The 13485-nt window shown below is 68.2% G+C and carries 12 protein-coding genes; 7 read left to right on the forward strand and 5 right to left on the reverse strand.

Annotated elements, in window-relative coordinates; all coding sequences use genetic code 11:
- The first annotated feature begins 91 nt into the window (after window positions 1–91).
- Window positions 92–1645: an NAD(P)/FAD-dependent oxidoreductase gene (locus FB453_RS08040; protein WP_145788748.1), complete on the forward strand. Its 1554-nt coding sequence runs from the start codon at window positions 92–94 to the stop codon at window positions 1643–1645.
- Between the two features lie 33 nt (window positions 1646–1678).
- Here the strand turns inward: FB453_RS08040 and FB453_RS08045 are convergent, their stop codons facing one another.
- Window positions 1679–2497 carry a hypothetical protein gene (locus FB453_RS08045; protein WP_186718110.1) on the reverse strand — a complete coding sequence of 273 codons (819 nt, stop codon included), beginning with the start codon at window positions 2495–2497 and terminating at the stop codon, window positions 1679–1681.
- A gap of 87 nt (window positions 2498–2584) precedes the next feature.
- Window positions 2585–3310, reverse strand: a complete 726-nt coding sequence (locus FB453_RS08050; RefSeq protein ID WP_486480213.1) for a TetR/AcrR family transcriptional regulator — start codon at window positions 3308–3310, stop codon at window positions 2585–2587.
- A 22-nt stretch (window positions 3311–3332) separates the two neighbouring features.
- On the opposite strand from FB453_RS08050, the gene FB453_RS08055 reads away from it, so the two are divergent.
- Entirely contained in the window at window positions 3333–4460 is a 1128-nt protein-coding gene (locus FB453_RS08055) for an FAD-dependent oxidoreductase (RefSeq protein WP_145788751.1), read from the forward strand.
- Between the two features lie 38 nt (window positions 4461–4498).
- Window positions 4499–5035, forward strand: a complete 537-nt coding sequence (locus tag FB453_RS08060) for a hypothetical protein (protein ID WP_145788753.1) — start codon at window positions 4499–4501, stop codon at window positions 5033–5035.
- 237 nt (window positions 5036–5272) lie between these two features.
- Here the strand turns inward: FB453_RS08060 and FB453_RS08065 are convergent, their stop codons facing one another.
- Entirely contained in the window at window positions 5273–5824 is a 552-nt protein-coding gene (locus FB453_RS08065) for a hypothetical protein (RefSeq protein WP_145788756.1), read from the reverse strand.
- Between the two features lie 418 nt (window positions 5825–6242).
- Between FB453_RS08065 and FB453_RS08070 the strand changes: the two genes are divergently transcribed.
- Window positions 6243–6686, forward strand: a complete 444-nt coding sequence (locus tag FB453_RS08070; RefSeq protein WP_145788758.1) for a peptidase inhibitor family I36 protein — start codon at window positions 6243–6245, stop codon at window positions 6684–6686.
- A 129-nt stretch (window positions 6687–6815) separates the two neighbouring features.
- On the opposite strand, the gene FB453_RS08075 is transcribed toward FB453_RS08070, so the two are convergent.
- A complete protein-coding gene (locus FB453_RS08075; protein ID WP_486480203.1) occupies window positions 6816–7661 on the reverse strand; it encodes an SAM-dependent methyltransferase in 846 nt (281 codons plus the stop codon).
- A gap of 233 nt (window positions 7662–7894) precedes the next feature.
- Between FB453_RS08075 and FB453_RS08080 the strand changes: the two genes are divergently transcribed.
- On the forward strand, window positions 7895–11359 hold the full coding sequence (locus FB453_RS08080) for a ThuA domain-containing protein (RefSeq protein ID WP_145788761.1): 3465 nt from the start codon (window positions 7895–7897) through the stop codon (window positions 11357–11359).
- A gap of 145 nt (window positions 11360–11504) precedes the next feature.
- Here FB453_RS08080 and FB453_RS08085 read toward each other — a convergent pair whose 3' ends face one another.
- The gene (locus FB453_RS08085) at window positions 11505–12080 is read right to left on the reverse strand and encodes an AAA family ATPase (protein ID WP_222431329.1); all 576 of its coding nucleotides are present in this window, start codon (window positions 12078–12080) and stop codon (window positions 11505–11507) included.
- Between the two features lie 109 nt (window positions 12081–12189).
- On the opposite strand from FB453_RS08085, the gene FB453_RS08090 reads away from it, so the two are divergent.
- Both FB453_RS08090 and pyrE read left to right on the forward strand, forming a co-directional pair.
- Window positions 12190–12834 (forward strand): alpha/beta hydrolase, encoded by a 645-nt coding sequence (locus FB453_RS08090; protein ID WP_145788765.1) that lies wholly within the window; start codon window positions 12190–12192, stop codon window positions 12832–12834.
- 70 nt (window positions 12835–12904) lie between these two features.
- Window positions 12905–13429, forward strand: a complete 525-nt coding sequence (pyrE, locus tag FB453_RS08095; protein WP_145788766.1) for an orotate phosphoribosyltransferase — start codon at window positions 12905–12907, stop codon at window positions 13427–13429.
- Window positions 13430–13485 lie beyond the last annotated feature (56 nt).

A 13485-nucleotide genomic window follows, 5' to 3' on the forward strand; every position in this document is an offset into this window, starting at 1 on the left:
GCGAGGACCAGCTATCACCAAGTGTGACATTCTGCCCATAGCGGGTAGACGCCGCGCCTCAATCATGGCGGTGAGCAGGGAGCGCGTCAGCATGAGCGAGCAGAACGGCACGGTGGTCATCGGTGCGGGGCCGGCCGGGCTCACCGCGGCGTACGAGTTGCTCCGGCACGGCCGGTCGGTTCAGGTGTTCGAGGCCGACGAGGTGGTCGGCGGGATCAGTCGGACCGTGGAGCGCGACGGGTGGCGGTTCGACATCGGCGGGCACCGGTTCTTCACCAAGGTGCCCCGGGTGGAGGCGTTCTGGCACGAGATCCTGCCGGACGAGGACTTCCTGACCCGCCCCCGGATGAGCCGCATCTTCTACCGGGGTGCCCTGTTCAACTACCCACTCAGCGCCATGAACGCGCTGCGCAACCTGGGTCTGCCGGAGGCCGTCCGTTGCCTTGGCTCGTACGCCCGCGCCCGGCTGCGGCCGCCAAAGGACCAGTCACACTTCGAGGGCTGGGTGTCGGCCCGGTTCGGCTGGCGGCTGTACTCGATCTTCTTCAAGACGTACACCGAGAAGGTCTGGGGCATGCCGGCTGACCGGTTGCAGGCCGACTGGGCGGCGCAGCGGATCAAGAACCTGTCGCTGGCCACGGCGATCCGCAACGCGCTGCTGCCCCGACGTCGACGCACCGACGTGACCAGCCTGATCGAGGAGTTCCAGTACCCGAAGTACGGGCCCGGGATGATGTGGGAGCGCTGCGCCGAGCAGGTTCGCGAGCGGGGCGGGCAACTGTCCACCGGCAGTTGGGTCACCGCCGTGCACCGCGACCCGGCCCGCCAGCGGGCGATCAGCGTGACGGTCAACGGCGCGGGCGGGCAGCGTACCGAAGCTGCCGACCACGTGATCTCGTCCATGCCGATCTCGGAGCTGGTGACCGCGCTCCACCCGCCGGCGCCGCCGGAGGTGCTGGCCTGCGCGGCCGACCTGCGCTACCGCGACTTCTTGACGGTCGCCCTGGTCGTGCCGGCGGAGTTCTCGTTCCCGGACAACTGGATCTACGTGCACGACCCGGGGGTACGGGTGGGCCGGATCCAGAACTTCGGCTCCTGGTCGCCGTACCTCGTCAAGGACGGCCGCACCTGCCTGGGCCTGGAGTACTTCGTGTTCGAGGACGACGAGATGTGGCGTACCCCGGATGCCGACCTCGTGGCCCTCGCCACCGCGGAGCTGGAACGGTTGGGGTTGGTGCGACCCGGCGTGGTGGAGGCCGGCTACGTCGTGCGCATGCCCAAGGCCTACCCGGTGTACGACGAGCGCTACCAGCACAACGTGGACGTGATCCGGGCCTGGCTGGCCGAGGCGGTGCCGAACGTGCACCCGGTGGGCCGCAACGGCATGCACCGCTACAACAACCAGGACCACTCGATGCTGACCGCGATGCTCACCGCCGAGAACATCGCCACCGGGAGTACGCACGACGTCTGGTCGGTCAACGTCGAGCAGGACTACCACGAGGAATCCGCCGGCGGCGACAGCCGGCGGGGCACCGGCCGGGACGCTCCGGTGGTGCCCAGCCGGATCATCGCGGCCCCGATCACCGTGCCGGAGGGGTCGGACGACCGAGCCTCTGTCGCAGCTCCCCCGTCTCACGCGTGAAGCCGAGCACGCTCTCGCGGCAGGAGCAGGTGCTCACTGCGGCAGGTGCGTGCAGTGGGCCACTGTGGCGTCGTCCGGGCTGTGCGCATCCGCGCCACCGGTGCTCTGCGCCTCGGCCTGCCGCACGCAGGCGATGACGCCGGCCGGCCCGCTGGCCCGAAGCATCTCCAGCACTCCCGGCCAGTCGGTCCGACCGTACGGGCTGACGATGCGGCTGGCACCGTTGCTGAGCAACGCCACACCGTTCAGGTCGGCGAGGGACCGGCTGCCGGTCACCGCTTCCCGCGCCGCGCGCGGGTCGTCCTTCGCGATCCAGTAGCCGCCCGGCTGGTTCCGGCGGGCACGCAGCGCGGTGGCGCAGGAGGCTCGCACCCGGTCGTACTCTGGCGTTTCCTGGGCAATGCCGGCCAGCGGCGCCGAGCATTCCCGCCGGGCAGTCACCTCGCGGTCATCGGTGATCGCCACCGGGCCGGCGTCGACCTGGTCGATGACGAGGAAGGAGTCCGCGAGCAGGAGCCAGTCCAAGCGGTCCTGTTGGGCGCGGACCATCGCGACGGTGGCCTGTGGGCTGCTGGGGTCCGCGATGTCGCAGGTGTCGCCGTGCTCGGCGGCGATCTCGCCGATGGCGGTGGCGAGAATCGCGGCGAGCTCTCGCCCGTCGCCGCGCGACAGGTGGCCGAGCAGCGCCCCGCCGAGGCGGTGCGTGTACCAGGCGACGCCGTGGGAGCAGAGCGATTCGGCGCCCGGAATGCCGGCACCGTCGAGCAGGACGACAGCGCCGGGAACCGCACCGACGAAGTCCTCGTTCGACCGATCGGCCCTGCCGGCGCTCGTCGCCAGGCTGACGTCCACTCGTGGGCTCCTGTCTGGACTCGCGTCGCCGTTGTGGGTACGGCCAGTCGAGCGGGTCAGGTTGGTGGAGACGGCTATACCTCAAGGTCACGTTGAGCGTCGGCGCGTGATGCCGTCCAGGATGGTGGTCAGGTTGTGGTTGAAGGTCTCCTCGGCGTTGAGGTGGGCGCCGTCGATGACGAGCCGGGCCACTGTGGGGTACCTGCCGGTTTTCAACATGCGCGTGAGGTAGGGGCCGAGGCTCGCCTGGAAGGCAGCTTCATCGGTGCCGGTGGAACGTGCGGTGCGTCGTTCGGTGACCTCTCTGCGGACCGATCCGATGACGAAGGCGTTGAGGGCGCCCACGGCTCGCTGGAGATCGTCGATGTCACGCACGCCGGGTGCCGCACTGAGCGCCGCGGCGGTCGCCTCGCCCACGGCGAGCGCGTGTGGTCCCAGGTGTGGCCGTCCGCCGAGCACGTCGGAGAACCACTCATGGTCAAGGGCGGCATCGCGGGTCGCGTGGGCGATGGCCAGCACCGTGTCGCGCCACCCGGAGCGCTGGCCCACCTCGGCGATCCGGGCATAGACGACGTCGACCATGAGATCGAGTAGCTCCGACTTGTTGATCACGTAGTCGTAGAGCCGCATCGGACCGACACCGAGCTCTTTGGCGATCTTGCGCAATGACAGCCCGTCGAGGCCGTGCGCGTCGGCAAGCCGGATCGCCGTAGCGGCGATCTTCTCGCGGCTCAACGGCACCGGCACCGCCCGCGGCTGAGGTTCGGGCCGCTCCCAGACAGGCAGCGGCTCATTACCGTACGGTGTATCCACCAATACAGTGTACGGTAGCGCCGTGAGTACGCGAATTGCGATCGCCGGTGGTGGACTCGGCGGGTTGACGCTGGCTCGGATCCTGCACCGACACGGCATCGACGCCGTGGTGTACGACCGGGAAGCAAGCCGATCCGCGCGGCCCCAGGGCGGTGCCCTCGACCTACACCCGGAGTCCGGGCAACTGGCCCTGGCAGAGGCGGGTCTCGCCGGCCGGTTCCGATCCGAGGCGCGGCCCGACGGCGAGGAACATCGCATCCTCGACCCGACCGGACGCATCCTGGTGCACCACGAGCCGCAACCTGGCTCATTCTCCGGACGACCCGAGATCGACCGGAGCGCACTGCGCGATCTCCTCCTCGACTCCCTCCCCGGCGGCACGGTTGCCTGGCGACACCGGGTCGTCGCGGCGACCCACCGGCCCGAGGAAGGCTGGGAACTGACGTTCCACGACGGCCAGACAGCCAGCTGCGACATCCTCATCGGCGCGGACGGCGCGCGCTCAGTCGTCCGGTCACTGCTGACCGACGTTGAACTGTCCTACGTGGCAACGCTCGTGGAGCTGAACGTCGAGGACGTCGACCAGCGTCATCCCGATCTCGCCGAGCTGGTCGGCCCCGGGAACCTGTGGTGCGTCGGGGTGAACCAGATCCTGGCAGCACAACGTCTCGGCGACGGCAGCCTCCGGGTCGGGATCTCATTGCGCGCGGAGGACCGGCCCCTGGATACGTACCGCAGTAAGCGCGCCCTGCTGGACCTGTTCGCTGGCTGGAACCCCCGCCTCACCGCCCTCATCGAGGCCGCCGAGGGCGCGCCGACGTCACGCCTGATCGAGGCGATGCCCACCGGTACGCGCTGGACCAGCCGGCCGGGCGTCACCCTCATCGGCGACGCCGCGCACCTCATGCCACCGGTCGGCGAGGGCGCGAACCAGGCCATGCTCGACGCCGCGCAACTCGCCGGCCAGTTCGCTGCCAACCCCGCCGACCCGAATTCGGCGATTCGGACGTACGAAGAGTCGATGTTCGGCAGGATTCACCCGATCGCCGAAATGTCCGCACGAGTCCAGGCGATGATGCTGTCCCCCACCGCGGCGGAAGACATCGTTCGCTTCTTCACCCGACCCTCGGAGCCCGCACGCAAAGAGTGACATCTGGCGCTGACCACGCGCGTGGCGATAATCGTTTCATGACGACGGATGTGCACAGTGAGTCCGGTCTCCGGAAGGCCACCTTGACGGATCAGGACCTGGTGGAGACGTCGTGGGACTACTGCCGAATTCACGCGCTCGCCGTCACCGACGACGAGGGTCCACCCGAGAACCCGACCCTGGACTATCGCGAGGACGACGACCTCGACCCCACCGCACCGTCGGCCCTGGAGTTGCATCTCGACCTCGACTACATCGTGCGCCGGGTCGATCCGGGGCCGATGCGGCAAATTCACTTCTGGGTCGCGCCAGCCACGTTGATCTTCCACAACGTGTGGGACATCGACGGCAGCTTGCGCTCCGTGTGCCTGCCGTTCGAGATGAAGAACCTCCGTCAGGAGGCCCCCTCACTCTCGGGGGAGCCCTGCTGGCACCTGGAGGGGCGCGACCTGGACCTGAGGTTTCAGGCGTCGGGGTTCACTTTGTACCTGCGCCAACCCCCGCGCTACGGCCACCGGGTGCTCCGGATGGCCGAACGGGGTGGCATCAGCTTCGACCCGAAGCCGTTTGCCTGACCGGCAAGGGCCCGGCGCGACGCCCCAGCGGTGGCGGCGAAACCCGCTGTCCGGATGCCGGGGCGCGGTGCTAGACAGTGAGCGTGACGAGAGTCCCGGATTTCCCCGATCGACCGGCTCCTGGCCTGGGACCCAGATGCATAGGGCTACGGGGAAAGCCGTCTGATGGTCGTCGCGGTCACCCCAACCGCACGGCCAGGTCGGCGGCGCGCCGGAAGGCCGAGAGATTGTGGCTGCTCAAAGATCGAGGATGGCGCCGTTCGTAGCAAAGGCGCTCACCGTCATGAGAAGCCGTTCCAGGAACTCGCGAAGGTCCGCGCCTGCGACAGTGACGCCGTTTTCGGTTCCGGCGTAGACACCGCCGACATAACTGGCGCCGCGCAGCCGGAAGACCCGACCGTCGGTCGTCGCTACGGCGTACAGGTCACCACCGCCGTTGCTGCCGAAGACGACTACGTCGATGCCATCGGCGCCCGGCTCGCCGATCCGATCCGCCCGATCCTGCACGTCGAGTAGAGCCAGTAGTTCCTTGGCTGGATGGATGAAGTATCCGTTGCAGATGTCAGGCAGTGTGAGCTGACCAACCTGTTGGTGCAGCGCGACAAGGTCAACCGGCATCCACGGCAAGCGCTGCCGCAGCAGCTCAAGCTCGGCCCTGGGCGCCGGCGGTCCCACCTGATGATGGTCCGCCTCGAACGGAGAGTCCGACACGACATCACGAAGAGCCCGGTCGACGGCGGCTTGCAATTGCGCGGCCCACGCATCCATCCAGCGCTCCGTCAGCGTCAACGCCCTACCTCATGTCCGTCGTCCCGGCGATACGATTCTGCCGAGTCTGGACGTCAGCCGAAGCGTGGCACGGCCGTGCCAGGAATCATCTCACTCGGACCCTGCCGAGGTGGTGCACGAAGGCCACCAGCTCTCAACCGGTTTGGTTGAACGGGGAAGACAGCGTCGCGAAGCATCACGGAGGACGCCTGGCCAGGCTTGGATCACCTGGAACTCGATCGACGTTACCCGCCCACCGGTGTGGCCGACGTCGTAGTTAAGCGTCCGGGTCCTGTGTCTGGGGAGGCTGTGGCGGCGGGCCCCTCAGTACCCAAGTGAGCTGGGCACGAGCCCGATTCACGAGAACGGGACGCATGCGTTATTTTCCCCACAGATCGAGTACATTGACGCAGCCTAATATGTCGATCACTGTAGTCGCATGAAACCACGGCTGTTCCTCATCGCCGCACTCGCCGCTGTCGTCGCCACCCTCACGGTGCCCTCGGCCGCCCACGCCAACCCCGACGACGGCAACCGCGCGAGCGTTGCCGGAATCTCCGCGCAGGCCATCCAGGCCGGCCCCGACGACAACAACAACGCAAGCGTTTCCGGGATCTCCTCGCAGACCGCTGGCTCCTGCCCCTACACCGCCCTGTGCCTCTACACCGAGGGCGATTTCCGCGGCCGCATGTTCGTGATCTACGCCTGTGGCAACTACGCGCTGTTCAACTGGAACGGCTGGGGGTCCGTCTACAACAACCAGACTCCAAGCTACTGGGCCTATCTGCTGGACCAGAACGGCAATGAAGCCCACGGCTTCGTCGACGGAGCCGGCGCAAGCTGGGTGGAATTCGACCCGTACTGGTACGCCAAGCCCTGCTAGTGCTCTGACCACGAACGTTCACGGTGTGGGGTCAGGCTGCCGTTCGTACGGCGGGCTGACCCCATCGTCGTTGGCGTCTGAGCACTAGCTGGTCAGGCTGCGCCTAGCGGTGAAGTCCTGATCGGACCGTCAGGGCTTGCGGGCCACTGCGCCGTAGATGGAGGCGTCGGCCAGGGGCGGACGCTGCTCCGGTGGCACCTGCGGTCGCCACTCGGCGACCGGGGCGATGCCCGGTTCGGCCAGCTCCAGACCGGTGAAGAACCGGGCGAACTCGGCGCGGTCGCGGGGTACGGCGTCCTGCTTCATCCGGCCGGCGGCGAACTCGGCTTCCATCCGCCTGACGATCTCGGCGGGGATGTGGTCGGTGGTGAAGTGGGTCAGCGCCAGCCAGCTGCCCGACGGCAGAGTGTCGAGCAGGCGGGCGACCTGCTCGTGTGGGCGGTCGTCGTCGGTGAGGAAATGCGTCACGGCGATGAGCACCAGGGCCACCGGTCGGGACAGGTCCACTGTGGCGTGCAGCTGCGGGTCGGCGAGGATCTTCTCCGGGTCGCGTAGGTCGGCGTCCAGGTAGGCGGTGGCACCGGCCGGGTGGCTGGTCAGCAGCGCCCGGGCGTGGACCAGCACCATCGGGTCGTTGTCGACATAGACCACCCGGGAGTCGGGGGCGACGGACTGGGCCACCTCGTGGGTGTTGTCGGCGCTCGGGATGCCGGTGCCGATGTCGAGGAACTGCCGGACGCCGACCTCCTCGGCGAGGAACCGGACCGCCCGGCCGAGGAAGGCCCGGTTTTCCCGGGCGAGCGTGCGTACCCCTGGGTAGACGGCCGCGATCTGGTCGCCGGACTCCCGGTCGACGGCGAAGTTGTCCTTGCCGCCGAGCCAGTAGTTGTAGCGGCGAGCCGGATGCACAGTCGTGGTGTCGATCCGGTCGGCACTCCGACCCTCGGGCAATTCCGACGTGGACGGCACCGTCACGAGACCTCCCCAGGTCGACGGGACACACTGCATCCGTAGAGTCACCGCACGTATCCAGAGGCCATCCTAAGCCGTACCCATGGGCCTGTGGGGCCCGCCGACGCGCGGACGCCGCCGGGGCGGGAAACCGCTTACCAGAGGGCTATTGACGGTCGTCACTGGCTGTCAGTACCGTGATGCGGGCAGCAAGAAAGCGCTTTCCGACCCCTCACCGTCCGACAGGGAGCGCCCCCATGCCCCGACACCTCCGTGCGTTCTGCCTGATCCTGCTCTCCATCGTCACAGTGGTGAGCACCACCACCGCCCTGCCCGCCGAGGCCGCCCCGCGCTTCCGAGTGTTGGTCTTCTCCAAGATCACCAACTTCTACCACGACTCGATTCCGGCCGGCATCGCCGCGATCCAGCAGCTCGGCGCCGCCCACAACTTCGAGGTCGTCGCCACCACCGACGCGGCGGCCTTCACCGACGCCAACCTCGCCACCTTCGACGCTCTCGTGTTCAACAACACCAACAGCCTCCCGACCTCGGGTGACCTGCTCAACGCCAGCCAGCGGGCCGCGTTGCAGACGTTCATCCGCAACGGCGGCGGTTGGGCCGGCCTGCACGCCGCCTCGGCCAGCGAACGCGACTGGCCCTGGTACGAGGGCCTGGTCGGCACGATCTTCGACTACCACCCCGACTTCTCGTCCACCGGCGGCACCTTCCCCGGCCGGGTCAAGGTGCTCGACCGGGCGCACCCCTCCACGCGCAACCTGCCGGAGCTGTGGGAGCAGAGCGAGGAGTGGTACAACTGGCGGACCAACCCGACCGGCAACGTACACACCCTCGCCCAGATCAAGGTGCGTGACGGGATCAACGGCCTGGACGAGGGCGTCGACCACGCGTACTCCTGGTGTCAGCGCTACGACGGCGGCCGGTCCTGGTTCACCGCCGGCGGACACGCCAGCTCCCAGTTCAGCACCCCGACCTTCCTGGAGCACCTGCGCTACGGCATCGAGTGGGCGGCCGGTGCGGTCGGCGGTGACTGCTCGGCCACCAAAACCAGCAACTTCGAACGGGTGGGGCTGGTCACCGAGAACCTGGCCGACCCCTTCGAGTTGGCCGTCGGCCCGGACCGGAAGGTCTACTACATCCAGCGCACCGGTGCGCTGAAGGTGGTCAACTCCGACACCCTCCAGGTCACCACGCTGCTGGACTTCGCGTACACCTCGGCCATGACCGACCAGTCCGACGGGCTGCTCGGAATGACCCTGGACCGCAACTTCGCCAGCAACGGCTGGATCTACCTGCTCTGGTCGGACAAGACCCTCAAACAGCTCAACCTGTCCCGGTTCACTGTCGCCAACAACAGCGTCGCGCTCTCCTCGGAGAAACGTCTGCTGACCATCCCCACCTATCGCGGTGAGGGCCGGGCCAACTCGCACATGGGCGGGTCGCTCGCCATGGACGCCACCGGACGGCTCTACGCGGCGATCGGTGACAACACCGACCCGTTCGCCTCCAGCGGCTACACCCCGGTCGACGAACGCGCCGGCCGCGCCGCCTGGGACGCCCAGGGCACCGCCGGCAACACCAACGACCTACGCGGCAAGATCCTGCGGATCACCCCACAATCCGACGGTACGTACACGGTGCCCAGCGGCAACCTCTTCCCGGCCGGCACCGCGAGGACCCGGCCGGAGATCTACGCGATGGGCATGCGCAACCCGTTCCGGATCACCATCGAACCGCAGACCAACGCGGTGCTGGTGGCCGACTACGGGCCCGACGCCCGCGCAGCCGATCCCAACCGTGGTCCGGAGGGGACTGTCGAGTTCAACCGGATCACCAGCGCCGGCAACTTCGGATGGCCGTACTGCGTGGGCAACAACATCCCGTTCAACGACTACAACTTCGCCACCAACACCTCGGGGGCGAAGTTCAACTGCGCCGCACCGGTGAACAACTCCCCCAACAACACCGGCCTGACCACCCTGCCGGCGGCGAAGTCCGCGCTGATCTGGTACGCGTACTCCGCCTCCACCCAGTTCCCGGAGCTGGGCACCGGCGGTGGCGGGCCGATGAGCGGCCCGGTCTACGACTACGACCCGGCCAACACCCGCACCACGAAGTTCCCGGAGTACTTCGAGGGCAAGTGGATCACCTATGAGTTGACCCGCAGGTGGTTCAAGACGCTGTCGATCCACAGGACGGCGCAGACCTTCAGCAACGCGCGCTTCGGCCCGACCGCCGTGGGTGACCTCCAGTCGATCAACGGGATCTTCGGCAACATGAGCTGGATCCAGCCCTTCGAGGCGGAGTTCGGCCCGGACGGTTCGCTCTACGTCATCGACTTCGGCGAGGGCACCGGCAGCGGTCGCGGCGGCAGCAACGCCGGCGCGGGCATCTACCGGATCGACTACGTCGCCAACGGGCGGCCACCGACCGCGAAGATCGCCGCCACCCCGGACAGCGGACGTACGCCACTCGCGGTGACGTTCTCCTCGGCTGGGTCCTCCGCCGGTGACGGGTCGGCGCTCAGCTACGCCTGGGACTTCACCAACGACGGCAGCACCGACTCCACCGCCGCCAACCCGAGCTTCACCTACCCGACAGCAGGCAAGCACACCGCCCGGCTGACCGTCCGCAACAGCGGCAACGGGTTGACCGCCACCGCGGTCACCGACGTGGTGGTCGGCAACACCCGACCGACTGTGACCATCACGGTGCCCGACGGAGGGTTCTTCGACTTCGGCGACAAGATCCCGTACACGGTGACGGTCACCGACCCGGAGGAGACCACCATCGACTGCTCGAAGGTCACCGTGCAGACGCAGCTCGGGCACGACTCGCACGCCCACCCGCTGGACGTCTACACCGGCTGCTCCGGCCTGCTCGCCACCGAGGCGGACGCCGGTGACGGCCACGGCCCGGGGCAGAACCTCTACACCCTGATCACCGCGCAGTACACCGACGGCGGCGCGGCCGGCGGCGTACCGGCGCTGACCGGCTCGACCCGCGTGCAGTTGCAGCCCAAGAGCAAGGAGGCCGAGCACTTCAGCGCCCAGTCCGGCGTCACTGTCAACGACCGGGCCACCGCCCGCGCCGGCAAGCGGCTCGGCGAGGTCGACCACAACGACTGGGTGGCGTTCGGACCGGCGGACCTGCGCAACGTTGGCTCGGTGACGCTCGGGGTGACCAACGGCGGGCTCGGCGGCACCATCGAACTGCGCACCGGCTCGCCCACCGGCACGCTGATCGGCACGGCCACCATCGGCTCCACCGGCGGGTGGGACAACCTGGTCTCCCCCACCGTCACGCTGACCAACAAGCCCACCGGCACGACCACCCTGTACGCGAAGTTCGTCAACCCCGCCCAGGTCAACGGCACCCCGGACCTGCTCGCCCTGGACTGGCTGCGGTTCAACGGCGCCGGGGTCAAACAGGAGCCGGGCGCGACGTTGTCCCTGGCCGCCAACCCGACCGGCGGCGCCGCACCACTGACCACCACGCTCACCGCCACGGCAACGGCGCCGTCCGGGCAGAGCATCACCGACTACGCGTGGGACTTCGGCGACAACAGCGCCATCACGCACGGGGCGACACTACGGTCGACGACCCACAGCTACCCCCGCAAGGGGACCTTCACCGCCCGGGTGACGGTCACCTACACCAGCGGGGAGACCCGCTCGCTCAACCTGACCATCACGGTCACCTGACCGTCGTGCGATGGCGGGCGGGGGTCAACCCCGCCCGCCGCCGCTCGGCAGGGCGTGCCGCGTCGCAGCCGCGCGTTCAGGGGATGCACCCCGATCGTGCCCGTCATGCTGCTCGCCAACCGAGCGATGGCGCGCAGCTGCGGCCTCAGGCGCGGGGCAGCTTGGGCGAGGGGATCGGGGCGATGGCTGCTGTCTGTTGCTGGATGAACTGGACGCGCGAGCCGACATCGCTGCGCGGCAGGGTGCTGAGCTCGTAGCCGTGTTGGGTGTAGGCGGCGACCATGGCGTCATAGGTACGCACGGCTTCGGCGAAGTCTTGCTGTCGTTCGTTGTCCGTGGCGTAGATCTGCGGCCAGGGCGGGGCGATGAACACACGCTGGTGGTAGCGGAACAGCCGCGCTGCGGCTGTCACGTGCGCTGGAACGGACTGGCCGAGTAGGAGGTAGTAGCCGACCAGGTCCGGGATCCCCCGGTCGAAGAAGACGGGTCCGGAATGCTGGCGGGCTTGGCGGTAGGAACGGATCTCCCAACTGAGCATGACCTCGGCGAACAGTCGTGAGTCCCCGGTGTGCAGCGCCTGACCGCCGATCGACAACTGGTCCTGGATGATCTGTCGCCCCGCCTCGTCGACGCAGGCGTGACCGGCACGCCGCAGGCTGTCAATCAGCGTGGTCTTGCCAGCGCCGGGGCCCCCGGTGATGACGATGTACCGGCTGCTCACGATGTCCCCTCTGATAGATCTTCTGCTGCCTGGCGCAGGTGATCTCCGTAACCCGCCAGGAGTAGATTTTCCCGTTCGCCTGTCGTACCTGTGTGTGAGGCTTCGGGGCATGGCGACTTTCGTTCTGATCCACGGCGGCGGGGGCAGCGCCTGGGACTGGCATCTCCTTGCCCCCGAGCTGATCAGCCGCGGCCACGACGTGGTGGTACCGGAACTGCCGATCGAGAAAAGATCCGCGGGGTTCGCCGAGTTCTGCCAGACGGTCGTCGACGCGATCGGTGACCGGAGAGACCTCGTGGTCGTCGGGCACTCGTACGGTGCGTTCACCGCGCCGCTCATTGCCGACAAGCTGCCGGTGCGGCTGCTCGTCCTGCTCACACCGATGGTCCCCAAGCCCGGTGAGAGGCCCGGTGACTGGTGGGCCAACACCGGCTACCGCAGCGCCGAGGGGCTCAGTGAGGAGCAGCAGTTCTACAACGGTGTTCCGGCCGAGGTCGTCGCGGAGGCAGCGGCACACACCCGGGACCAGGTCAGTGCGGAAGGGGACGAGCCGTGGCCCCTGGACGCCTGGCCGGACGCGCCGACGACGGTACTCCTCGCACGCGAGGACCGGTTCTTCCCGGCGGACTTCCAGCGCCGGATTGCCGCCGACCGGCTCGGCGTCGTCCCGGACGAAATTGACGGCGGCCACGCGGTGGCGCTCAGCCATCCGAAGCAACTCGCCGACCACCTCACCGCGTACCCGCTTTCCTGAAGGCGGGACCACGGCCGTCACGATCCGAACCTGCGGGCTGTTGATCCAGACGAGATGCGAGGCTGAGCAGGTGACCCACCCGCTCGCGCGCCGCGTCTACGACACCTGCCATCTCACCGGACGCTTCCGTCTGCGGTCCGGGCAGATCAGCGAGGAGTACTTCGACAAGTACCTGTTCGAAGGGCAGCCGGATCTGTTGCGCGAGGTCGCCGAAGCGATGGTGGCCGTGCTGCCGGAGTGCGATGTGCTGGCGGGGATGGAGATGGGCGGTATTCCTCTCGCCACTGTGATGTCACAGCTGACGGGGCTGCCCACAGTCTTCGTACGGAAGCACGCCAATGAGTACGGCACCAACAAGGCTGCCGAGGGCGGTCCGGTGAACGGGCGGCGTGTCGTGCTGATCGAGGACGTCGTCACCACGGGAGGCGCACTACTGGCATCGTGCGCACAGCTACGGTCCATCGGCGCCCAAGTGGAGACAGTGGTCTGCGCCATCGACCGCGAGCAGGGCGGTCGTGAGAATCTGGCGGCCGAGGCGCTACAACTCCGCGCCGCCCTCACCCGCCGCGACCTCGAAGCTTCCTTGATCACTTGACAGCTTCGGCGCCGCTCGACCAGCGGCATGAGAGCTGTTCTCGTGAAGTCGTCGCT

It is taken from the genome of Micromonospora sp. CNZ322, assembly GCF_007827755.1.